This window comes from Geodermatophilus sp. SYSU D00779 (assembly GCF_054050595.1).
Window position 1 is genome coordinate 47,296 of the sequence record NZ_JBJGZQ010000006.1, and the last position, 22,005, is coordinate 69,300.

The 22,005-nt window shown below is 75.9% G+C and carries 22 protein-coding genes; 10 read left to right on the forward strand and 12 right to left on the reverse strand.

Annotation, left to right across the window (positions count from 1 at the left end):
• Position 1: 1 nt before the first annotated feature.
• The 3 genes from ACI79G_RS06245 to murD are packed head-to-tail and all read right to left on the reverse strand — an operon-like array spanning position 2 to position 3,544.
• Positions 2-889: a glutamate cyclase domain-containing protein gene (locus ACI79G_RS06245; RefSeq protein WP_456880271.1), complete on the reverse strand. Its 888-nt coding sequence runs from the start codon at positions 887-889 to the stop codon at positions 2-4.
• Positions 886-2,223 (reverse strand): hypothetical protein, encoded by a 1,338-nt coding sequence (locus ACI79G_RS06250; RefSeq protein WP_456880272.1) that lies wholly within the window; start codon positions 2,221-2,223, stop codon positions 886-888. The genes ACI79G_RS06245 and ACI79G_RS06250 overlap by 4 nt, the downstream gene beginning before the upstream one ends.
• The gene (gene murD / locus ACI79G_RS06255) at positions 2,216-3,544 is read right to left on the reverse strand and encodes a UDP-N-acetylmuramoyl-L-alanine--D-glutamate ligase (RefSeq protein ID WP_456880273.1); all 1,329 of its coding nucleotides are present in this window, start codon (positions 3,542-3,544) and stop codon (positions 2,216-2,218) included. Before murD ends, ACI79G_RS06250 begins: the two co-directional genes overlap by 8 nt.
• Positions 3,545-3,712: 168 nt before the next feature.
• On the opposite strand from murD, the gene nhaA reads away from it, so the two are divergent.
• Positions 3,713-5,098, forward strand: coding sequence for a Na+/H+ antiporter NhaA (nhaA, locus tag ACI79G_RS06260; RefSeq protein ID WP_456880274.1), 1,386 nt, complete (start codon positions 3,713-3,715; stop codon positions 5,096-5,098).
• A gap of 407 nt (positions 5,099-5,505) precedes the next feature.
• On the forward strand, positions 5,506-6,117 hold the full coding sequence (locus tag ACI79G_RS06265; RefSeq protein ID WP_456880275.1) for a hypothetical protein: 612 nt from the start codon (positions 5,506-5,508) through the stop codon (positions 6,115-6,117).
• Between the two features lie 140 nt (positions 6,118-6,257).
• Here ACI79G_RS06265 and ACI79G_RS06270 read toward each other — a convergent pair whose 3' ends face one another.
• The 3 genes from ACI79G_RS06270 to ACI79G_RS06280 all read right to left on the reverse strand — a co-directional run bounded on the left by ACI79G_RS06270 (position 6,258) and on the right by ACI79G_RS06280 (position 9,633).
• Positions 6,258-7,976, reverse strand: coding sequence for a DUF885 domain-containing protein (locus ACI79G_RS06270; protein ID WP_456880276.1), 1,719 nt, complete (start codon positions 7,974-7,976; stop codon positions 6,258-6,260).
• On the reverse strand, positions 7,973-8,506 hold the full coding sequence (locus tag ACI79G_RS06275) for an FABP family protein (protein ID WP_456880277.1): 534 nt from the start codon (positions 8,504-8,506) through the stop codon (positions 7,973-7,975). Before ACI79G_RS06275 ends, ACI79G_RS06270 begins: the two co-directional genes overlap by 4 nt.
• Positions 8,507-8,703: 197 nt before the next feature.
• Positions 8,704-9,633 (reverse strand): NAD-dependent epimerase/dehydratase family protein, encoded by a 930-nt coding sequence (locus tag ACI79G_RS06280; RefSeq protein ID WP_456880278.1) that lies wholly within the window; start codon positions 9,631-9,633, stop codon positions 8,704-8,706.
• Between the two features lie 127 nt (positions 9,634-9,760).
• On the opposite strand from ACI79G_RS06280, the gene ACI79G_RS06285 reads away from it, so the two are divergent.
• The 5 genes from ACI79G_RS06285 to ACI79G_RS06305 all read left to right on the forward strand — a co-directional run bounded on the left by ACI79G_RS06285 (position 9,761) and on the right by ACI79G_RS06305 (position 14,724).
• Entirely contained in the window at positions 9,761-10,444 is a 684-nt protein-coding gene (locus tag ACI79G_RS06285) for a TetR/AcrR family transcriptional regulator (RefSeq protein ID WP_456880279.1), read from the forward strand.
• A gap of 78 nt (positions 10,445-10,522) precedes the next feature.
• Complete coding sequence (locus ACI79G_RS06290; RefSeq protein WP_456880280.1) at positions 10,523-11,074, forward strand: PadR family transcriptional regulator; 552 nt, start codon at positions 10,523-10,525, stop codon at positions 11,072-11,074.
• On the forward strand, positions 11,071-11,751 hold the full coding sequence (locus ACI79G_RS06295) for an ABC transporter ATP-binding protein (RefSeq protein ID WP_456880281.1): 681 nt from the start codon (positions 11,071-11,073) through the stop codon (positions 11,749-11,751). Before ACI79G_RS06290 ends, ACI79G_RS06295 begins: the two co-directional genes overlap by 4 nt.
• Positions 11,748-13,088 (forward strand): hypothetical protein, encoded by a 1,341-nt coding sequence (locus ACI79G_RS06300; RefSeq protein ID WP_456880282.1) that lies wholly within the window; start codon positions 11,748-11,750, stop codon positions 13,086-13,088. The genes ACI79G_RS06295 and ACI79G_RS06300 overlap by 4 nt, the downstream gene beginning before the upstream one ends.
• A gap of 403 nt (positions 13,089-13,491) precedes the next feature.
• Positions 13,492-14,724, forward strand: coding sequence for a PP2C family protein-serine/threonine phosphatase (locus ACI79G_RS06305; protein WP_456880283.1), 1,233 nt, complete (start codon positions 13,492-13,494; stop codon positions 14,722-14,724).
• Positions 14,725-14,834: 110 nt separating this feature from the next.
• On the opposite strand, the gene ACI79G_RS06310 is transcribed toward ACI79G_RS06305, so the two are convergent.
• The 6 genes from ACI79G_RS06310 to ACI79G_RS06335 form a co-directional block, all read right to left on the reverse strand.
• Positions 14,835-15,128: a DUF1416 domain-containing protein gene (locus ACI79G_RS06310; RefSeq protein ID WP_456880284.1), complete on the reverse strand. Its 294-nt coding sequence runs from the start codon at positions 15,126-15,128 to the stop codon at positions 14,835-14,837.
• Between the two features lie 2 nt (positions 15,129-15,130).
• A complete protein-coding gene (locus ACI79G_RS06315) occupies positions 15,131-15,964 on the reverse strand; it encodes a sulfurtransferase (protein ID WP_456880285.1) in 834 nt (277 codons plus the stop codon).
• 32 nt (positions 15,965-15,996) lie between these two features.
• Positions 15,997-16,443, reverse strand: a complete 447-nt coding sequence (locus ACI79G_RS06320; protein ID WP_456880286.1) for a DUF4395 domain-containing protein — start codon at positions 16,441-16,443, stop codon at positions 15,997-15,999.
• Positions 16,444-16,593: 150 nt separating this feature from the next.
• Entirely contained in the window at positions 16,594-17,055 is a 462-nt protein-coding gene (locus ACI79G_RS06325; protein ID WP_456880287.1) for a thioredoxin family protein, read from the reverse strand.
• Between the two features lie 68 nt (positions 17,056-17,123).
• A complete protein-coding gene (locus ACI79G_RS06330) occupies positions 17,124-17,810 on the reverse strand; it encodes an LmeA family phospholipid-binding protein (RefSeq protein ID WP_456880288.1) in 687 nt (228 codons plus the stop codon).
• 10 nt (positions 17,811-17,820) lie between these two features.
• On the reverse strand, positions 17,821-18,639 hold the full coding sequence (locus ACI79G_RS06335) for a hypothetical protein (protein WP_456880289.1): 819 nt from the start codon (positions 18,637-18,639) through the stop codon (positions 17,821-17,823).
• 224 nt (positions 18,640-18,863) lie between these two features.
• On the opposite strand from ACI79G_RS06335, the gene ACI79G_RS06340 reads away from it, so the two are divergent.
• From ACI79G_RS06340 to pstS, 3 genes are all read left to right on the forward strand, one after another.
• On the forward strand, positions 18,864-19,613 hold the full coding sequence (locus ACI79G_RS06340) for a winged helix-turn-helix transcriptional regulator (protein ID WP_456880290.1): 750 nt from the start codon (positions 18,864-18,866) through the stop codon (positions 19,611-19,613).
• Positions 19,614-19,621: 8 nt separating this feature from the next.
• Positions 19,622-20,548, forward strand: a complete 927-nt coding sequence (gene mshD, locus ACI79G_RS06345) for a mycothiol synthase (RefSeq protein ID WP_456880409.1) — start codon at positions 19,622-19,624, stop codon at positions 20,546-20,548.
• Positions 20,549-20,799: 251 nt separating this feature from the next.
• Positions 20,800-21,915, forward strand: coding sequence for a phosphate ABC transporter substrate-binding protein PstS (gene pstS, locus ACI79G_RS06350; protein WP_456880291.1), 1,116 nt, complete (start codon positions 20,800-20,802; stop codon positions 21,913-21,915).
• Positions 21,916-22,005 lie beyond the last annotated feature (90 nt).

The window sequence follows — 22,005 nt, forward strand, 5'->3', positions numbered from 1 at the left end:
CCTAGGTCCGGGCGAGATCCCGGAGACCGGCGAGCAGGTCGGCGTAGCCGGCCACCGGGACGCCGTCCACGCTGAGCCCCGGCAGCCCGGTGACGCCGTCGATCGCGCCGGCCGCGGTGGCGGCCCGCAGCACTCGCGCGTCGACCCGCGGGTCCAGCAGCGCGACCAGGGCGTCGCGGTGCCCGGGGGCCAGCCGCGCCAGCCCGGCGACCAGACCGGAGCAACCCCAGTTGGAGGTGCCGGCGACGACGAGCGCGTCCACGGGCACCCGGCAGGCGATCCGGTCGCCGTGCGCGACGCAGGCGGCGACGACGTCGGCCGGGACGTTGCCCATGCCGATCTCGTTGCCGCCGTCGCCGACCGCCCCCGTGACCAGGCCCGGCAGGTCGAAGGCCGCGTGCAGCGGCGCGGTGGAGCCGGTGACGTCGAAGCCGCGCATCGTCAGCACCCGCCCGTCGGCGTTCGGCCCGAGCCGCTCCACCGCGACCAGGTGGGACAGGCCCAGGACGGCCACCCGGTCCCGCACCCGCACCTCGTCCGCGGACGCCGGCAGCACCTCCGGGCGCCCGGCGCCGAGCACGTCCAGGCAGGCGGCGGTCACCCGCGCGCACGGCTCGTCGGTGAGCACCACCGGTTCGGCACCGAGCTCGGTCAGCGCGGCGGCCAGGACGGCGGTGCCCACCGGCCCGTCGGTCTCGGCCGCCGGCGTGGGCGCCCAGGCGATGTGCACGCCGGTGACCAGGCCGACCCGGCTGCCGGCGCGACCGGCGGCGACGAGCTCCGCGGCCAGCCGGGCGAGCTGCCCGGGGACGGCGGCGGCCAGCCCGGTGACGTCGCGGGCGCCGGGGCGCAGCAGCGCCCGCTCGACGTCCGCGAGCGCGGCGCTCACCGCACCGGCGGGCGGGCCTCCGCGAGCGCCCGCTGCAGCGAGGCCAGGTACCGGTCGGGCACCGAGTGCTCGCCGCGCGGCGGCAGGAAGCCCTCGACGGTCGCGCCGGTGACCGCGGCGAACGAGGCCGCCTCCTCACCCAGCGCACGGACGACGGCGTGCCCGCCCCACGCGCTGCTGCGCGCCAGGTGGGCCATCGCGGCGGCGCTCTCGGCCCGCTCCCCCACGCAGTCGAACGGCTTCTCCGTGGCCCACAGCCGCCGGAAGCCGTCGACCAGGGAGAGGTCGGCCAGCGGGTCGCCGCCGAACATCGCCCGGGCCTCCTCCGGGGTCAGGAAGGCCGCGAAGCAGAGGAAGGTGAACAGGCACTTGTCGCAGTGCAGGCACCAGCGCTGCGTGGCCTGCCCGCCCATGTGCGCCTGCGTGTAGCTGCGGTTGCAGCTGAGGATCTCGCCGCGCAGGTCCGGCAGGGCCGCCACCGCCGCGACCGTGGCCAGCTCCGAGAGCTGCCGGGTCAGGCTGAAGTAGCCCACGCCGACCTCGGCCGCCGCCGCGGCGAACAGCCGCTCGAACTCGTAGGACTTCGAGTACTGGTGGTTCACCCGCGCGCCGTTGACCGTCAGGGTCTCCTCGTCGGCCGACCGCTCGTTGGCGAAGACGACCGGGTCGAACCCGCCGAGGACGGCGACCAACGTGGCTACGCCTGAGTTGATCGCGGTGACCGGCACGTGCCCGTTGAGGCCCCCGGCCCGCGTGCGCTCGCCCAGCAGCGGGTCCAGCCGGCGGCGGACGCCGATGAGCGGCACCCCGGCGGCCCGGGCCACGTCGCGCTGGGCGTCGGTCGGGTTGACCGCGAGCGCGGTGGCCGGGGTGACCACGACCAGCGCCAGGGCGGAGTCCTTGCCGCCGCCGACCGGCAGCAGCGCCTGCCGCCCGCCGCCCTCCACCGGCGCGGGCAGGTCGTCCGTCAGCTCCAGGTCGAAGGCGACCTCGTGCGGCACCGGCAGCCGGTTGACCGCGGCGAACTCGCCCAGCCCGTGCGTGTACGCAGCCTCGGCGACGGCGGCCTGGGCCTTGGTCACCGGCCGCTCGACGACGACCCGGCCCGGCGCCCGCAGCTTGTAGTAGCTGGTGCCCATGACCAGGTGGACCAGGTCCAGCGCGGCGTCCACCCGCGCCGGGTCGGCACCGCCCAGCAGGTCCGCGTCCAGGGTGAGCCGCTCGGTGAACTCGTCACCGGCCAGCCGGTAGGTGAAGGCGGCCTCGCCGGTGGCGGGGTCGAGGGAGCGGCCGGCGACGACGAAGGCGTCGGACGCGCCCTGCCCCTCAGACACGCGACGCTCCGGCGTCGAGGAGGATCTGCTCATAGGTGCGTGCCAACTCCTCGTAGTTGCGGAAGCGGTTGTAGCTGGGCGCGCCCGGCGAGAGCAGCACCAGGCCGCCGGGTCGGGCGGTCCGGAGCGCCTCGGCGACGGCGTCGGCCAGGGAGCCGGTCTCGGTGACCGGCGCGTCGACGCCCGCGGCGGCCGCGGCGGCGCGGATGTCGGCGGCGAAGCGGGCGCCGGTGTCCGGGATCGTCAGCACCTGCACCGTGCCGCCGCGGGCGACGACCGCCGCGGCCAGGTCGGTGTAGTCCAGCCCGCGGTCCTGCCCGCCGGCGATGAGCGTGACCTGCTGCCCGGCGAAGGCGTCGATCGCCGCGCGCACCGACACCGGGGTGGTGCTCAGCGCGTCGTCGACGAACGTGACGCCGTTCCGCGTGGCCACCGGCGAGAGCCGGTGCGGCAGCGCCCGGAAGCCGGCGACGGCGGCGCGGACGGCCTCGGCGGACCGGTCGAGGTCCACGCCCATCCGCACGCAGGCGGCCAGCGCGACGTGCAGGTTGGCGACGTTGTGCACGCCCGAGAGGCGCTGGAGCGGGAACCCGGCCAGCCGCGCCTCGGGGACGACGTCGGCCGGGTCGACCAGCACCGCCGGGTCGAGGTGCTGCTCGGCGACCGGCCGGGCCTGGGGGCTGACGACCACCGAGCCGGGCCCGCAGGCGGCGAAGACGTGCAGCTTGTCCCGGTAGTACGTCGCGACGTCGCCGTGCCAGTCCAGGTGCTCGGGGGCCAGCGAGGTGACCGCACCCCAGCCGGACCAGCCCTCGACCGCGGCCGCCTGGTAGCTGGAGATCTCGACGACCAGCGAGGTGCCGTCCCCGACGGCGTCGTCGAGCAGGACGTCGAGCAGCGGGGTGCCGATGTTGCCGGCGTGCACCGCCGGCCGGCCGGCCGCGGTCAGCACGACGGCGGCCAGCGCGCTGGTGGTGCTCTTGCCCTTGGTGCCGGTGACGCAGAGCGTCGGCACGTCGCGGGCGGCGAACTCGGCCAGGGCCACGCCGGTGCCGGAGGCGAGGGTGGTCCGGGCGGCCAGCGCGCGGGCGTCCTCGCGGTAGGGGCTGATGCCCGGCGAGCGGAACACCACGTCGCAGCCGGCGAGCTCGGCGACGTCGCTGCCGGCCCGCACGCCCGGCGGCAGGTCCGTCGGCGGGACGGCGTCGACGACCACGACCCGCGCCGCACCGGCGGTCAGCGCGGCGCGCACCGCGGCGCGGCCCTCGCGTCCGTGACCCCAGACGCCGACCCGGCGCCCGGCCAGCTCGGTGAGCCTCACCGGCCGCTCCCGGACGGTCGTGCAGCGCGGTGGGTCACGGCGCCCACTGTACGGAGCGGGGATCCGCGGGACGGCGCCCGCGGCGGGTCGCCGGTAGGGTCGTCCGGCAGGTGCGCCGGGAAGTCTGGTCGGCAGGTCCTCTGTCGACGACCCCACTGGAGCCGCCCCGTGAGTCCCTCCACCCGCGCACCCCTCCTCGGCCGTGGGTCCTGGGCCGAGACCCGCCGGATCGCCGACATCCTCCGCAAGGAGACCGTCGGTGGGGCCCTGCTGCTGGCCGCTGCGGCCATCGCGCTGGTCTGGGCCAACTCCCCGTGGGGCACGGCCTACGAGACGCTGCGCGACACCCGGGTCGGTCCGGCGTCCCTGCACCTCGACCTGTCGCTCGGCACGTGGGCGGCCGACGGGCTCCTCGCGGTCTTCTTCTTCGTCGCGGGACTGGAGCTGAAGCGGGAGTTCGTCGCCGGCGACCTGCGCGAGCCGCGCCGCGCCGCGCTGCCGATCGCCGCCGCCGTCGGCGGCATGGCCGTGCCGGCCCTGATCTTCGTGCTGCTCAACCTCGGCCGGGACGACGACGCGCTGCGCGGCTGGGCCATCCCGTCCGCGACCGACATCGCCTTCGCGCTCGCCGTCCTGGCCGTGATCAGCACGCACCTGCCCGCGGCGTTGCGCACCTTCCTGCTGACCCTCGCGGTCGTCGACGACCTGCTCGCCATCGTGGTGATCGCGGTCTTCTACACGAGTGACCTGGCGGTGGTCCCGCTCCTGCTGGCGCTGGTCCCGCTGGCGTTCTTCGGCCTCCTCGTGCAGAAGCGGATCCGCTCCTGGTGGCTGCTCCTCCCCCTCGCACTGGCGACCTGGGTGCTGGTGCACGAGTCCGGGGTGCACGCCACGGTCGCCGGGGTGCTGCTCGCCTTCACCGTCCCGGTGGTGCGCAGCGCGGCTGCCGGGGGGCCGGAGGCCGGGCCGGGTCTCGCCGAGCACCTCGAGCACCGGTTCCGGCCGATCTCGGCGGGCGTCGCCGTCCCGGTGTTCGCGTTCTTCTCCGCGGGTGTCGCGGTCGGCGGGCTCTCGGGCCTGACCGCGTCGGTCACCGACAGCGTCGCCGTCGGCATCACCCTCGGGCTGGTGCTCGGCAAGACGATCGGGATCACGGGGGCCACCTGGCTGGTCTCGCGCTTCACCCGGGCCGAGCTCGACGAGAACCTCGGCTGGCCCGACGTCGTCGGCCTGTCCCTGCTCGGCGGGATCGGGTTCACCGTCTCCCTGCTCATCACGGAGCTGGCCTTCGGCCTGGGCACGGCGACCTACGACCACGCGAAGGTCGGCATCCTGACCGGCACCCTGCTCGCCGCCCTGCTGGCCACGGTCGTGCTGCGGCTGCGCAACCGCCGCTACAAGCGCATCTACGAGGACGAGCGGGCCGACGTCGACCGGGACGGCGTCCCGGACGTGTACCAGCGCGAGACGGTCGACGACCGCGCCGAGCACCGGCCGCACCGGGAGGGGGCGCCCCCGCCCGGGCGCGCCCCCGGCGGTTCCGCCGAGGGCTGAAAAAGCGCGTTGCCGACCTCCCGGGAGGGACGTACCGTCGAGGTACACGAGAGAGGAGGTGGTCCGTAACTTGCATGCTTATCGGACTCGTGAGGTGGCTGTCCGCTAGCCGCCGTCCAGATGGGCCGCCCGTTCAGACGACAGTCTGAGCGACGGCAGATCGCCCGTCCGTCGTACGGCGGCGAGCGAGAACCGGACAGTCACCCGACCCCCGGGCCGCCGGCATTTGTCCAGCCGGCCCGCGTGCTGCTCCCCTCCTCGGAGGGCTGGGCGCCGCGGAGCAGCCCGGGGGTTGTCCGTTTCCCGGGAGGCCCGCGCTGTCGACCGGCCGCTCCGCCGGCACCGGGAACTCCCCCGGCGCGTGGGTCGCCGCCGCCCTCCGGCGCGACCGCACCGTCGCCTCCCTGGTGCCGCCGGTGTTCGAGGCCTACGCCCGGGTGCTGCACCCCGCCGTGCGCTACGCCGGCGACGAGGACGTCGAGGTCCGCTGGGACCAGGTCGCGGCCCACAACGGCACCACCGCGCACCGGCTGATGCAGTGGCCGGCGATCACCGGGTCGTGGGAGTACGTCGGCGAGGACGACCAGCCCGAGCTCTGGAACGACAGCCCGGCCGAGGGCCACCTGCCCGCCTCCGTGGCCGCCGCGCTGGCCGACCTGCTCGCCCCGTGGACGACCACGCCGCAGGAGTGCTGGTTCGGCTGGTGCGACGACGCGCACGACGGCCGCCCGCACCTGACGCTGCCGGCCTGCGACCTCCTGCTGCGCCGCGGGCCGGTCACGCTGGCCGCGGCCAACTTCGCGCCCGAGCCGCAGGAGCAGAGCGCCGCCGTGTGGTGGCCGGCCGACCGTGCCTGGTTCGTCGCCACCGACCCCACCCTGATGAGCACCTACGTCGGCGGGCCGGCCGGCGCGGTCGACGCCCTCCTGGGCTCCCTGTTGGAGGCGCACCCGGCCTCCCCGGACGACCCGGTGGGCCACGACACCGACCCGGTCAACCCCATCCCGCCGCGCGACTGAGCGATGACCGCGCTGCCGGCCGGTGACGTGCTGGAACGGCCACCCTCCCTGGGCCCGCGCCGAGCCAGGTGACGTGCTGGAACGGCCCCGTCCGGGGCACCGCCCTGAGCCTGCGACGGGTGGGGGGACGGGGTCCTCCCTCAGAGGACGGCGAGCTCCGCGGCCAGGTCGTCGAGCCCCAGCGAGCCCTGCGAGAGCGCGGCCATGTGCCACGCCTTGCGGTCGAAGGCCCCGCCCCGCGCCCGCTGCGCCGCCGCGCGACCGTCCAGCCAGGCGCGCTCGCCGAGCTTGTAGCTGATCGCCTGCCCGGGCAGCCCGAGGTAGCGGACCAGCTCGCTGTCGAGGAAGGCCGGCGTGGCGCCGCTGTGCTCGCCGAGGAAGGCGCGGGCGAGCTCCGGCGTCCACGGCCGGCCGCGGGAGTCGGCGAGGGTCCCGTCGGCGTCGTCCGGGACCGGCAGGCCGAGGTGCACGCCGATGTCGATGACCACCCGTACCGCCCGCAGCTGCTGGGCGTCGAGGAAGCCCAGCCGCGTACCCGGGTCGGCGAAGTACCCGAGCTCGTCCATGAGCCGCTCGGCGTAGAGCGCCCAGCCCTCGACGTTCGCGCCGACCGAGCCCAGCGACGTCTGGTACGTCGACAGCTGCCCGGACACGTACGCCCACTGGGCCAGCTGCAGGTGGTGGCCCGGGACGCCCTCGTGGTACCAGATCGAGGTCAGGTCCCAGAGCGGGAAGCGCTCCCGGCCCATGGTCGGCAGCCAGGTGCGGCCCGGGCGGGAGAAGTCGTGCGCCGGCCGCGTGTAGTAGGGCGCGGCTGCGCTGCCCGGGGGCGCGATCATCGCCTCGACCCGGCGGACCGGCTCGGCGAGGTCGAAGTGGACGCCGTCGAGGGCCTCGATCGCCTCGTCCATCATCGCCTGCAGCCGTTCGCGGATCGTCTCGACGCCGTCGACGGCGGGACCGTGCACGTCCAGCCAGCGCATGGCCTCCATCGGGGTTCCGCCGGGCACGACCCGCTCGGCCTCGGCCCGCTGCTCGGCGAGGATCCGCCGGTGCTCGGCCCAGCCCCAGGTGTAGGCCTCCTCCAGACCCTCGCCGGCACCGAGGTCCGAGCCGGTCCAGCGGCGGGCGGCCAGGGCGTAGCGGTCGCGGCCGACGGCGTCCGGCGTCCCGTCCACCTGCGGCAGGTAGACGTCGCGGAGGAAGTCGCGCACCTCGGCCACCGCACCGTCGGCGGCCTGCGCGGCAGCGTCCAGCTCACCGCGGAGCGCGTCCGGTCCGCCCGCGGCGAACCCGCCGAAGAACGGCCCGGCCAGCCACTCGCCGAGCTGCTCCACCACGGTCGAGACCTGGCGCGGGGCCACCAGCAGCCCGCGCCGGGCGCCCTCCTCGAGCGACGCGCGGAAGCCGCGGTACGCCTCGGGGACGCGGGCCATCCGGCGGGCGACGACCGCCCAGTCCTCCGCCGAGGACGTCGGCATGAGCAGGAAGACCTGCCGGATCGAGTGCACCGGGCTGAACAGGTTGGACAGCGCCCGCAGCCCCTCCCCGGCCTCGTGCCCGTCCAGCTCGGCGCCCAGCCGCTCGCGCAGCAGCCGGGCGCAGCGCCGCTCGACCGGGTCGTCGTCCAGGGACGGGTCGGCCGCCAGCACGCGGTCCAGCTCGGTGAGGGTGTCGCGGGCCAGCTGGGCCTCGGCCTCCAGCCCGGCGGGGCTGGGGTCGGGCAGCCGGTCGTCGCCGGGGCGGGTGCCCAGCGAGGTGGCCACGATCGGGTCGAGCTCGCAGACCGCGTCGACGTACCGGTCGGCGACCTGGCGGGGAGCGGCGGGGTGGGCGGAGGAGTCGAGCGTGCCGCTCACCGGAGGCGCTCCAGCCGGGCGGACATGGTGGGCCGCAGCGGCTCGTCGCCCGCGGCACGGTCGATCGCGTACATGAGCGCACCCTCGACGATGCCGTAGAGCCGCACGGCGCGGGACACCTCGGGGGCGTCGGGTGTGCGGGCGAGGACGTCGGTGCTCAGCTCCCAGCTGGTCGTCGTCCGGGCCCGGCCCACGTAGAGCTCGACCAGCCCGTCGGGGCTGGTGACCAGCAGCTCGACGTCGTCCCCGCCGCGGGGCCGCCAGAAGCCGGCCTCCCGGACCGCCGGCCCGACCACCTGGCCGTCGTCGGTGAGCCGCCAGGTGCGGGAGTCGTAGGCGAGGAAGCCGCGGCCGTCGTGGCTGAACCGGATCCACTGGCCGAAGCGGTGGTCGCCCGCCGGACCCGCGGCCTGCCCCTCGCCGTGCCACTCGCCGAGCAGCGGCAGGACGGCGAGCAGCTCCTCGGAGACCTCCGGTCCCGAGCGGACGTCGACGGTGTCGGAGACCGGCAGCTCGGTGTCGCCGGTCACCGTCGCGCCTCCCGCGGACGGCGGGCGAGCCGGGCGGCGCCGAAGCCGCAGCCGAGCGCCGCGAGCGACGTCAGGACGACGAGGACCCAGGCGGAGACCATGCGCTCCACCGTAGGGCTGCCGGGTGACGTGCTGGAACGGTCCCGTCCAGGGCACCGTCCTGAGCGCGCGGAGGACGGGGAGGACGGGGTCCTCCATCAGACGGTCGCCGGCACCGCCCCCGCCGTCGCGGCCACCACCTCGTCCCACGGCGTGGGTGCCAGCCCGAAGGTGGCGGTCGTCGCCGACGCGTCGATCACGTACTCCCGGTCGAACTGGTGCCGGACGTCGACGACCTCGCGCAGCATCGGCGACACCAGCCCGATCGCGCGCAGGACGGACCACGGGATCCGGCCCACCCGGGCCGGTGGCGCACCGAGGGCCGCCGCCAGGTCGGCCAGCGCCTGCCGCTGCGAACGCGGGGGTGCGCTCGGCACGTGCCAGGCCCGGCCGAGCGCCCGCTCGTCGGTCCCCAGCGTGGCCAGCGTCGCCGCGACGTCGGGCAGGTACGCCCAGCTGCGGAGGACGTCGGGGTCGCCGACCACCCAGGCCCGGCGACCGCGGCGCAGCGCGGGCAGCTGCCGGACGAGGTGGGAGTGCTCGGCCGGCACCTGCGGGCCCACGAAGTCCGCGGCACGGGCCTCGGTCACCCGCACCCGGCCGGCCTCGTGCGCGGCCAGCGCCTCCCGCCACATCGCGATGCGCACCCGCCCCTTGCGGTCGGTGGCGGCCAGCGGGCTGTCGGGGCTCATCGGGCCGGTCGGGGCGCCGTAGACGTACAGGTTGGACATCGTGACCAGCACCGCGCCCGTCCGCTCGGCCGCGGTGAGCAGCGCGGTGGCGACCGGCGGCCAGTCGGTCGCCCAGCGGTGGTAGGCCGGGTTCACCGCGTTGTAGAGCGCCGCCGCGCCGTGTGCGGCCGCGGCGAGGGCGTCCGGGTCGGCCGCGTCCACCCGCCGGTGCTCGACGGCGTCGGTCGACGTCCCCCCGCTGCGCGACAGCACCCGGACGCGGTGCCCCTGGGCAGCGAGCAGGTCGGCGGTCGTCGTCCCGACCGGGCCCTTGCCCACGACCACGTGCAGTGCCATGACTCCTCCTCGAGGTCCGGCGAGAGCACCGCTCTCGGATGAGGACAACGCTCGCACGACGCCCACGGCCGGTCAAGAGCAGTGCTCTCGTTTGCGTGCATCGATCACAACGGGGAGGATCGGCCGCGTGCCGCCCACCGTCCGTGACCGCGTCCGCGCCGAGGTGACCGCCGAGATCACCGCCGTCGCCCGGCGACAGTTGGCCGAGGTGGGGGCGGCCGGGCTCTCGCTGCGGGCGGTCGCGCGCGAGGTGGGCATGGCCTCGTCGGCCGTCTACCGCTACTTCGCCAGCCGCGACGACCTGCTGACCCGCCTGATCACCGACGGCTACGACGCCCTGGGGACCGCCGCGGAGGCCGCCGACGACCCGGGCGCGGCGCCGCGGGAACGCTGGCTGGCGGTGTGCCGCGCCGTCCGGTCGTGGGCTCGGGCGCACCCGCACGAGTACGCGCTGCTCTACGGCTCACCCGTGCCCGGCTACGCGGCTCCGCGGGACACCGTCCCGGCAGCCGCGCGGGTGGGCGTGGTCCTGGGCCGGATCCTCGGCGCCGCGGCCCGCAGCGGCGTCCTGCCGGAGGCCGCCGGGGCCGACCGGGACCCGGAGCTGGTGAGCGCCGAGACGGCCGCCGTCCTCGGCGGGGAGCACCCCGCGATCGACGACGCCGTCCGGGTGCGCGCGCTGCTCGCCTGGAGCTCGCTCTACGGGACCGTCAGCTTCGAGCTCTTCGGGCACCTCGTCGGGTCGGTGGTGGACACGGACCGCTGGTTCGAGGCCGCCATGGGTGAGCTGGTCACGCTCGTCGGCCTCTGACGCGGTCCGCGCGGCCCCGCCGGGGAGTTGCACGGTCGGCTATTCACTTGGTGTCTACTCGTGGTGTAGACAGCTCCCATGTCGATGACCGAGCTCCACCTGGCGCTGCTCGCCGGCGCGCCACGACACGGCTACGACATCAAGCACGAGCACGACGCGTGGTTCCCCGACAGCCGCCCCCTCGCGTTCGGCCAGGTGTACGCGACGCTGGCGCGCCTGCAGCGTGACGGCCTGGCCGAGGTGGTGGAGACCCGCACCGACGGCGGTCCCGAGCGGACGGTCTACGCACTGACCGAGGACGGCGAGCGGCGACTGCGCGCGTGGCTGGCCGAGCCGGCCTCCGCCACCGGGTCCGGTGCGGAGGAGATCGTGCGCAAGACGGTCGCCGCCCTGCACACCGGCATCGACGTGCAGGGCTTCGTCAGCCGCCAGCGGGCCGCCCACCTGCGTCGCATGCGTGAGCTGCAGCGGACCCCACCCGGCACCGGCGCGGCGGAGCGACTCGTCCGCGAACACCTCATCGCCCACCTCGACGCCGACCTGCGCTGGCTCGAGCTGGCCACCGATCTGCTGCCGTCCTCCGACGACCAGCAGGCCCTCCGCACCCACGCCGAGAGGAAGAGCTCATGAGCACGAGCACGGTCGAACTGTTCGGGGTCAGCCACGCCTACGGGAGGACCCAGGCGCTGCGGGACGTCTCGCTGGCCGTCGCACCCGGCGAGGTCGTCGCGGTGACCGGCCCCAGCGGGTGCGGCAAGTCCACGCTGCTCATGCTCGCCGCCGGGGTGCTGCGCGCCCAGAGTGGCCGGGTCGTGCTGGCCGGCGCAGACCTCGCCGACGCCGACGAGGCGACACGGGCGAGGATCCGGCGGCGTTCGGTGGGCATCGTGCTGCAGTTCGGTCAGCTGGTGCCCGACCTCCCGGTGCTGGACAACGTCGCGCTCCCGCTGCTGCTGGAGGGCCATGCGCCGCGCGAGGCCCGCGCCGCCGCCGCCGGGTGGCTCGACCGGGTCGGCCTGGACGTGCCGCCCACGGCGCTGCCGAACGACCTCTCCGGCGGGCAGGCGCAGCTGGCCGCGGCCGCCCGGGCACTGGTGGCCGGCCCGCTGCTGCTGCTCGCCGACGAGCCCACCGCGAGCCTGGACACCGTGACCGGCCGGCAGCTGCTCGACCTCCTGGTCACCACCACGACGCAGGCCGGCGGCTCGGTCGTGCTGGTCAGCCACGACAACGCGGTCGCCGCCCGTGCCGACCGCGAGGTCCGGCTGCGCCAGGGATCCGTCGTGCACGAGGTGGCCCTCTCGTGAGGACGACGACCGTCTGGCTCCTCGCCCGGCCGCGGTCCGCCGCCTCGCGCACGCGAGGCCGGCTGGTCGCCGTCGGCGCCGCCGTGGCGGGCGCGCTGGTCCTGGCCGCCCTCGCCGTCCTGCGCGTCCCCACGGTGTCGTGGCGCACGGAGCCCAACGGGGTCCTCCCGACCCCCGACCCCCGGCTCTCCCCGCTGGTGACCGAGGCCGGGCTCCAGCCCGGCGTGCTCACCGGGCTGGTGCTGCTCGTGGTGCCGGCCCTGGCGCTGGTCTGGCAGGCACTCAACACCGGCAGCGCGCGACGGGCGGCCACCCTGCACGCCCTGCGCCTGGTCGGCGCCGCACCGGCCGACCTGCGCCGCCTCGCCGCGGTGGATGCCGGCGCTCCCGGGCTCGTCGGCGGGCTGCTGGCCGGTCCGCTCTACGTCCTGCTGTGGCTCGTCCTGGGCGCCGCCGTCCCGCCGTCCGCCCGGCTGCTGCCCCCGCTCGGCCCGGCTGACGTCCTCGGCTGGCCGGCCGTCGCGGTGCTCACCGGGTTGGTCGCGGCCGCCGCCGGCGCCTGGTCGACCCGCGCGCGGCGCCGGCGCGGCGTCCGCCTGCGGTGGCGGCTGGCCGGGCTGGTGCTCGCGGTCGTCGCCATCGCGGCCGCCCTGCAGACCAGGAGCGCGGGTCCCGCCACCTCGGTCGCGCTGCTCGGCGGCGCACTGCTCCTGTTCCTCGTCGCCGTGCTGACCGCCGGCTCGGCGTGGGTCGGCTGGCGAGCGCGACGGCTGACGCGCAGCGGCCGGGCGGTGGACGTCCTGGCCGCCGCCGGGCTGCGCGCTCTGAGCGGGCCGGCCGGCCGGACCGCCGGCTCGGTGTTCGTCGCCGGGATCGCACTCGGCATCGCGTCGGTGCTCACCGCCGTCCTGCTCACGGGCGACGGCTACGGGGGCTTGTCCGGACACCTCCCGGGCCTCGCGCTCACCGCCACCGCGGCGTTCCTCGCCGTGCTGGTGGCGATCGCGGCGATGACCCTGGCGGCGGCCGACGACCTGGTGACCACGCGCCGGGCGCTGGCCTCGACCGCCGCGCTCGGTGCCTCCCCGGCCACGCTGGACCGAGTGCAGCGGCGCCGCCTCCAGGTGGTCACCGTGACGCCGATGGCCGCCGGTGTTCTGGTGGGCGCCGTCGTCTACCCGACCCCGCTGATCCTGTCGAGCCCGCTCTTCCTGGCTGCGCTCGGGGTGCTGCCGGTCGCGGTGCTGCTGGTGTGGGCGGCGTGCGCCGCGGTCGTCCGGGTGCTCCGGTCGAGGACCAGGCTCGCCGCCGACCCGTCCTCGCTGCGGGTCGCCTGATGCACCCGTAGCAGACGCCGGGCGGCGACGAGCCCGCGACGGTGGTCGCTGCCCGGCAGCTCGCCGACGCGGCGCGGGCACGTCGGCAGGTCCGGCTCCGGCACCGCGCCCCGGCGAGGAGCAGGGCCGAGTCCGGTCGGAGGCGCGCCGGACCGGCGTCCGCCACGCCACGCCACCGCCGCATCCCGCGGCGGTGGCGTGGCGTGCTCGCGACGGCCGTCGTCCCGGCCCTCGCCGCCGTCCCGTCCGCACGGGTGCGCGGGCCGGTCGGCGACGTCCTGGTGGACAGCCGATCCTGGTACGGCAGGCTGGTGGACCGCAGCGGTACCGGTCCGGACGCGAGGGAGGTGACGGGATCGTGGGGATGCTCGGCAACGGTGGGGGCGGCACGCTCCGCTCAGACGTGGAGGCCCTGCTCTCCCGGACCCTCGCCCGGTACGAGCGCGTCCTGGCCAACGTCGCCGACGGCATCTACGGCTTGGACGCCGACGGGCGCGTCGAGTTCGTCAACCCGGCGGCGGTGCGGATGACCGGGCTCGCCGCCGAGGAGCAGCTGGGGCGCGACCAGCACGCGGTGATCCACGGGCGCCGGCCCGACGGCTCCCCGTACCCGAAGCACGAGTGCCCGGTCTGGGCCGCGCTGCGGAGCGGCCGGACGGTCACCGCCGAGCACGAGGTCTTCTGGCACCGCGACGGCACCCCCGTGCCGGTCGAGCTGATCGCGGTCCCGACGGTAGAGGACGGCGCGGTGACCGGCGTGGTGGTGTCCTTCCGCGACCTGACCGACCGGTTGGCCGCCCGGCGCCAGGCCGCGGAGCTGCGGCGGGTGACCGAGCGGGCCGCCGAGCAGCGCGCACTGTCCGACCGGCTGCAGCAGGCGCTGCTGACCCCACCGCCGGAGCCCGACCACCTGCAGGTCGCCGTGCGGTACCACCCGGCCGCGCACGGGGCGCAGGTCGGCGGCGACTGGTACGACGCGTTCCTCCAGCCCGACGGCGCGACGATGCTGGTGATCGGGGACGTCGTCGGACACGACAGCGACGCCGCCGCGGCGATGGGCCAGCTGCGCGGCCTGCTGCGGGCGCTCGCCTACGACAACGACGAGCCACCGTCGGCGACGCTGTCCCGGGCCGAGCACGTGGCGCGCGGGCTCGCGGTGAGCACGATGGCGACCGTCGTCCTCACCCGCGTCGAGCGGCACCCGGACGTGCCCGTGGCCGGCACCCGCATGCTGCGCTGGAGCAACGCCGGGCACCTCCCGCCGGTGCTGCTCGCCCCCGACGGCTCGACCACGCTGCTCGAGACCCGCCCCGAGCTGATGCTCGGCATCGACCCCGACGCACCGCGCACCGACCACACCGCCGAGCTGGGCGACGGGTACACCCTGCTGCTGGTCACCGACGGCCTGGTCGAGCGCCGGGACGCCGACCTGGACGAGGGGCTGGCGACGATGCGGGAGGTGCTGCGCGACCTCGGCGAGACGTCGCTGGAGGAGCTGTGCGACACGCTCCTCGAGCGGATGCTGCCGGTGGACGGGGCCGACGACGTCGCGATCGTGGCCGTCCGCGCGCATCCGGAGGACCGTCCGCGGCCACCCGAGGCCGGCCCCAACCGCCTCCCACCCGGCGTGGACTAGACCCCGGGCACGACAGCGCCCCTCTCGCTCGTGCGAGAGGGGCGCTGTCGTGGGCGGTCCCGCTGCAGGGTCCCGCCGCGAGCTCGCTCGTGGCGGGGGGCGGGGGGTCCTTATGCGATGGCGACGGTGGTCTCGTTGAGGCCGACGTCGGCGGTGAGGACGCGCTCGCCCCTGCCGACCGGGGCCAGGGAGCGCAGCTTCCACTCACCCGGGGCGGCGAAGAAGCGGAACTCGCCCTCCGGGCTGGTGACCACCTCGGCGGTGAACTCGTCGGTCGAGTCGAGCAGCCGGACGTAGGCGCCGGCGACGGGGGCGCCGTCGTGCCAGACCTGGCCCTGGATGACCGTCTGGGTCGTCAGGTCCACGCCGGCCAGCGCGCCGCCCTGCTTGGGAGCGCCGCACATGCTCAGGCCCCCTTCTCGATCGGGACGCCGACGAGGGAGCCGTACTCGGTCCAGGAGCCGTCGTAGTTCTTGACGTTCTGGTGACCGAGCAGCTCGCGCAGCACGAACCAGGTGTGGCTCGAGCGCTCGCCGATCCGGCAGTAGGCGATGGTGTCCTTGCCGGTGTCGAGGCCGGCCTCGGCGTAGAGCTTGGCCAGCTCCTCGTCGCTCTTGAAGGTGCCGTCCTCGTTGGCCGCCTTGCTCCACGGCACGTTCACCGCGGTGGGGATGTGGCCGGGGCGCTGCGCGCCCTCCTGCGGCAGGTGCGCGGGCGCGACCAGCTTGCCGGCGAACTCGTCGGGCGAGCGGACGTCGACCAGGTTCTTCTGGCCGATCGCAGCGACGACCTCGTCGCGGAAGGCGCGGATGGAGGTGTCGGGGTCCTTGGCCTGGTACTGGGTGGCCGGGCGCTCGACGGTGTCTGGCGACAGCGGGCGGCTGTCGAGCTCCCACTTCTTGCGGCCGCCGTCGATCAGCTTGACCTGGTCGTGGCCGTAGAGCTTGAAGTACCAGTAGGCGTAGGCGGCGAACCAGTTGTTGTTGCCGCCGTAGAGCACGACGGTGTCGTCGTTGCTGATGCCCTTCTCCGACAGCAGCTGCTCGAACTGCTCCTTGCTCACGAAGTCGCGGCGCAGCGGGTCCTGCAGGTCGGTCTTCCAGTCCAGCTTGACCGCGCCCTCGATGTGGCCCTTGTCGTAGGCGCTGGTGTCCTCGTCGACCTCGACGAAGACGATGCCGGGGGCGCCGATGTTCTCCTGGGCCCAGTCGGCGGAGACGAGCACGTCGTTGCGGCTCATGGGGGGTGGTCCCTCCTGTGGTGGGTGTGCGGTCAGGTGGTGCGCGCGGGACGAACCCGGCGGACGGTCAGGTACAGCTCGCAGCCGAGGCAGAAGCCCGTGGCCGCGTTGAGCAGGGCCGCCACCAGCGCGAGGCCGGTCGCGACGGCGCCGACGAGCGGCGTGCCGGACAGGTACCCGGCGGCGCCGACGACGGCGAAGACGAGGCCGACGAGCTGGGCGAAGCGCGCCGGCGCCTCGGGCTCCCGCTCGCGGACCGGGCCCAGCCGCGGGGCGACGAGGACGCGGAACAGCACCCCGTAGGGGGCGTACCGCAGCCCGGCGGACGCACCGACGGCGAAGACGGCGGCCTGGAGGGCGACCAGGACGCCGCTGCCGGTCAGCAGGGCGATGGCGAGGACGGCGCTGGTGACCCACGCGGCGGCGCGCGGACCCCGGACGTCGACCTCGCGGCCGGTCGGCGGGTGTGCTGGGGGCATGGGGGCAGGGGGCTTCCGGACGGCGGTCAGGGCACGTCGGGACGAGGCTGGGCTCGCCCTAGGAGGCCGGACACAGGCAGCTGCCGACGCGGCACAGGTCCACTGTGCGGCGGCTGGTCAGCAGGATGCCCACGGCGCGAGGGTAACGGATCACAGTCCACGCCCGTCCCGGGCACGGGCCGGGGCGACGTGCGCCTCGACCAGCGCGGTGAGTTCGTCGGGCCGAGGGGCACCGCTGCTGCGGCCGATCAGCCGGCCCGCACGGTCCAGGTAGAACAGCGTCGGGGTGCGCCGGACGCCCAGCTCACGGACGGCGTCGAGGTGGCTCTCGGCGTCGACGTCCACGTGCGCCAGCCCCGGCCGGGTGGCCTGAAGCTGCCGCAGCCGCGCCCGGGTCGCCCGGCACGGCCCGCAGAACGCCGTCGAGAACTGGACGACGGTCAGCTCGGCGTCACCCGGGCGCACACCCAGGCCCTCGAGCACGGCGGTCGCCGTCCGCTCCTGCTCGCCGTCGGCTCCGCGCACCGCGCCGTCCCCCCTCCGCAGCCACCAGGCCCCGATCGCCGTCAGCGCGAGGGCGACGCCCAGCACGCCGGCTCCGATCGGGTCCACGCCGGGCAGCAACCCGCCCGGCCCGCCGGCTGTTCCGGCTCCCCCGATCGGGGGACCGGGCGGTCGGGTCAGCCGGACAGGACCGTGTCGGTCGCCTCGACCCGCACCCGCACGCCGTCGTCGGCCGGTGCGACGCCGGTGACCTGCAGGCCGAAGGGCAGCGGCGGGATGCGGTAGCGCAGGTCCAGGGCGTCGCTGACCTGGTCGACGAGGTACCCCGGGACGTCGACGCCGGCGCTGGAGGCCTCGTCGACGTCGACCACCACGGTGTCGCCGTCGAGCGAGACCGTGCCCGTGGCGGCCAGGGGCACGCTCACCCCGGCGACCTCCACGGTGCGCTGCACCCGCAGGCCGTCGCCGTCCCGCGTCAGGATCGTGCCCGGGCCCAGCTGGCCGGCGAGCAGGCCGTAGGACAGCGTCGCGGTGCCGTCGACCCGCTCCACCGGCACCTCCTGCACCGATCCGGACAGGACGTCGGACAGCGCCACGTGCACGCCCTGCAGCGAGACGTCGGCGCGGGTGCCCTCGGGCTCACCCAGGTCGGCGCCGGTCAGGGAGACCCGCACGTCCTCGTACCGCCCGCTGACCACCTGGGTGAGGAACGGGAAGCCCTCGAACTCCAGGTCGGGTGCGCCGGCGAGCCCGGCCCGCTCGGCCACCACCCGCGCCACCTGGTCCTCGGCGATCTCCTCACCGACCCGGTCGGCGCCGACGACCAGGCCGGCCAGGAGCAGCAACACCACGAGCGCACGCACGACCGGCTCCTCAGAGGACCTTCTGCAGCAGGACGGAGAACGCCACGGGGGCGGTCGCGGCGAAGGGCAGCACCGCATGCAGCAGGGCCGCCGCCCACGCCCGGCGCGGGCCCGCCGCGACCACGTAGCCCGCGGCCAGCCCGGTGAGCGCGGCGACCGCGCCCAGCGCCAGGCCGGCGACGAGCGCCCCGAGGACCGTGGCCACGTCGTCGGCGCCGGAGCCGACCACCGCCACGACCGCACCGGCCAGCACACCGAGCACCAGCGCGGGCACCCCCTGCGGCACGCCGGCCGCGACCACCGGGCGGGGCAGCAGGAGGTCGACCAGGGACCCCACCAGCAGCGTCGTCCCGACGACGAGCAGGGGGCTGACCGCGGCCGTCCCGTCGCCCGCGACGGGCAGGAGCAGCAGGACGGCCAGGGCGGCGACCGTGGTGACCAGCAGGAGGACGCCGGCCAGCGAGCCGACGACGTCGGACCGCGGCGCCCGGCGCAGCATCTGGTGCAGCACCGCGGCGAGCAGGCCCAGACCCGGGACGGCGAGCAGCGCGCCGATCTCCGGCCGCTCGGGCACCACGACCAGCAGGTCCGCGCCGGCCGCCGCGGCGAGCCCGAGGGCCGGCGCGCCGGCCCGCCCGGGGATCCCGGTCGCCGGCACCCATGCCGCGACCAGCGCCACCTGCAGGACGGCCACCGCCACCAGCCGGCCCGGCTCCCCCGCGACCCCGGGCAGCCCGACCAGCAGGGCCGTCGCGACGGCCACGACGACGGCGGTGGACAGGTGCCGCGCGCGGGCAGGGAGCCCGGGTCCCGCCTCGGTCGCCGTCACGATCCGATCGTCGCAGACAGCGGGCGCCCGATCCGCCCGACGAGCGGGGGGTGGGTGTCGCGGTCGCCGGGTCGCACGCCGTCGTCCGTGGAGACGATCACGTGTCGCGACCGGTCCGGGACGGGGACGGGTGGATCACGTCGGTTATCCTGCTGTCTCTTCGACAGCGCCGTCGTGGGCTCCCGGACGACGACCGTCGTCCCCGGCTCCCCTGAGGAGACGTCATGCGACTCGTGCTCATGACCGCCGCACGTCAGGCCACGACCGAGGTGCTGCCCGCCCTCGGCCTGCTGGGACACCACGTCCGCGTGGTGGCGCCGGAGCTGTCCAGCCTGCTCGACGGCGACTCCGGCGACGTGGTCCTCGTCGACGCCCGACACGACCTCATCCAGGCGCGCACCCTCTGCAGCCTGCTGTCCTCCACCGGCGTCGCCTCCGCGCTGGTCGCCGTCCTGTCCGAGGGCGGCCTGGTCGCGCTGTCGGCCGACTGGGGCATCGACGACGTGCTGCTCGACACCGCCGGCCCGGCCGAGGTCGACGCCCGCCTGAAGTGGGCCACCGCCCGGCGGCTGGCCGCCACCTCCCCCGCCGATGGGCCGGACGGCGGCGTGACCCAGGCCGGCGAGCTGGTGATCGACGAGCACAGCTACTCGGCCAAGCTGCGCGGCCGGCCGCTCGACCTGACCTACAAGGAGTTCGAGCTGCTGAAGTACCTGGCCCAGCACCCGGGCCGGGTCTTCTCCCGCGCGCAGCTGCTCCAGGAGATCTGGGGCTACGACTACTTCGGCGGCACCCGCACCGTCGACGTCCACGTGCGCCGGCTGCGGGCCAAGCTCGGCACCGAGCACGAGGCGCTGATCGGCACCGTGCGCAACGTCGGCTACAAGCTCGACCAGCAGGTCGCCGACGCCACCGCGGCCGCCGCGCGCGCCGAGGCCGAGGCCCGGGCGCAGAACGACACCGAGCTGGTCTGAGGCCCCCGCTGTCCACTGCCCCCCTCGTCCGGGACGTCGACCGGCTCGACCCGGCCGACGTCGACGCCGTCCTCGCGCTGGTACGCGCGGCGACCGTGGCCGACGGCGTCCGCCCGCTCTCGGAGGAGGCCGAGCTGCGGCTGCAGCACGGCGGTCCGGCCGGCGGTCGCGACGTGCTCGCCACCGCCGCCGACGGCACGCTGACCGGCTACGCGCGGTTCGAGGGCGGGAACGGCACCGGGGACGCCGAGGCCGAGCTGGTCGTCGCCCCCGGCGCCCGCCGGCGGGGGGTCGGCCGCACGCTGCTGGCCCACCTCGAGGAGCTGGCCGGCGACCGCCCGTTGCGGGTCTGGGCCCACGGCGACCTGCCCGGATCGGCCGAGCTGGCGCGGCGTCGCGGGTACGAACGGGCCCGGGTGCTGCTGCAGATGCGCCGCGACCTGGCCGGCGTCGACCCCGAGCCCCGGCTGCGCCTGCCCGAGGGCGTCCTGGTGCGCACCTTCCGGCCCGGCCGCGACGAGCAGGCCTGGTTGCGCACCAACGCCCGCGCCTTCGCCTCCCACCCCGAACAGGGCAACTGGACGGCCGAGGACTTGCGGCTGCGCGAGGCCGAGCCGTGGTTCGACCCGGCCGGCTTCTTCCTCGCCTGGGACGGCGACCGGCTGCTGGGGTCGCACTGGACGAAGGTGCACCCGCCGGGCGACGAGGGGCCGGAGGCGGTCGGCGAGGTCTACGTGCTCGGCATCGACCCCGACGCCCAGGGCCTGGGCCTGGGCCGCGCGCTCACCGACGTGGGGCTGGCCCACCTGCGCGGCCTCGGGCTGCGCCAGGTGCTGCTCTACGTCGAGGAGGACAACACCGCGGCGGTGACGCTCTACGGGCACAGCGGGTTCACCCGGCACGCGGTCGACGTCTCCTGGCGCCGCGCCCGCTGAGGGAGGACCACCCCTCCCCCACCCTCCGCAGGCCCGGGACGGGGTCCCGGGGGCCGGTGCGCTGGTCGGCGCGCCCGGGTTCACCTGATGGACGTGAGCTGGTCCACACGACGTGACGCAAGCCTCGGCCGCCGTTCACCCCGCGTTCACCGGTGCACCGGGAGGCGGCCACCTCGGCTCCCTAGCGTCGGTCCTCGTTGGTTCCGCGCTGCCCGGCGGAAGGCCTGGGCACACCGTCGAAGGGCCCTTTCTTGAAGCTCAGCACCACGTCGCGCGCCGTCGTCCTCTCGACCGCGCTCGCCGGCACCCTCGCGCTGACCGCCTGCGGCGCGGCGAACGAGGGGAGCGCCGGTGGCGGCGGCAGCACCGGCACGGGCGGCGCCACGGAGCTGAGCGGCGCCCTGGACGGCGCCGGCGCCAGCAGCCAGCAGGCCGCCATGCAGGGGTGGAGCGCCGGCTACTCGGGCGTGCAGCCGGGCGTGACCGTGAACTACGACCCGGTGGGCTCCGGCGGTGGCCGTGAGCAGTTCCTCGCCGGTGGCGTGGACTTCGCCGGCTCCGACGCCGCGCTCGACGAGGAGGAGCTGACCGCTGCCGCCGAGCGCTGCGGCGGCGGTGAGGTCTTCGAGCTGCCCAACTACATCTCGCCGATCGCGGTCGTCTACAACCTCGAGGGCGTCGACGAGCTCAACCTCTCCCCCCAGGTGATCGCCGGCATCTTCAACCAGCAGATCACCACGTGGAACGACCCGGCGATCGCCGCCGACAACCCGGGCGTGACGCTGCCCGACCTGGCGATCACCCCGGTGAACCGGTCCGACGAGTCGGGCACCACCGAGAACTTCACCGAGTACCTGGCCGCTGCTGCCGGTGAGGCGTGGCCGCACGAGCCGGACGGCAACTGGCCGGTCGCCGGCGGCGAGGCCGCCCAGGGCACCTCCGGCGTCGTCAGCGCCGTCAGCGGCGGCAACGGCACCATCGGCTACGCCGACGAGAGCCAGGCCGGCGACCTGGGCGTGGCCAACGTCGGGGTCGGTGAGGAGTTCGTCGCCCCCACCCCGGAGGCGGCCGCGGCGGTCGTCGAGAACTCCGAGCGGGTCCAGGGCCGGGGTCAGTACGACTTCGCCATCGAGCTGGCCCGCGACACCACCGAGTCGGGCAGCTACCCGATCGTGCTGGTCAGCTACCACATCGGCTGTGTCCGGTACGACGACCAGGAGACGGCCGGACTGGTGGCCGACTTCATGGGGTATGTGATCAGCGAGGAGGGCCAGCAGGCCGCGGCCGAGGCCGCGGGTTCCGCGCCGATCTCCGACGCGCTGCGCCAGCAGGCCCAGACGGCCGTGGACGCCATCACGGCCGGCTGAGCGACGATGTCCGGCAACGGCCCGGGGTGCCCGACGGCGCCCCGGGCCGTTGGCGGGCCCGGCCCCGGCCGGGCGCCCGAACCACCCTCC

Coding starts and splice junctions, on each gene's coding strand:
- ACI79G_RS06340 (WP_456880290.1), top strand. CDS start 18,864: ATGCGACTCGTGCTCATGACCGCCGCACGTCAGGCCACGACCGAGGTG.
- ACI79G_RS06320 (WP_456880286.1), bottom strand. CDS start 16,443: ATGCCCCCAGCACACCCGCCGACCGGCCGCGAGGTCGACGTCCGGGGT.
- ACI79G_RS06290 (WP_456880280.1), top strand. CDS start 10,523: ATGTCGATGACCGAGCTCCACCTGGCGCTGCTCGCCGGCGCGCCACGA.
- ACI79G_RS06315 (WP_456880285.1), bottom strand. CDS start 15,964: ATGAGCCGCAACGACGTGCTCGTCTCCGCCGACTGGGCCCAGGAGAAC.
- ACI79G_RS06280 (WP_456880278.1), bottom strand. CDS start 9,633: ATGGCACTGCACGTGGTCGTGGGCAAGGGCCCGGTCGGGACGACGACC.
- ACI79G_RS06310 (WP_456880284.1), bottom strand. CDS start 15,128: ATGTGCGGCGCTCCCAAGCAGGGCGGCGCGCTGGCCGGCGTGGACCTG.
- ACI79G_RS06295 (WP_456880281.1), top strand. CDS start 11,071: ATGAGCACGAGCACGGTCGAACTGTTCGGGGTCAGCCACGCCTACGGG.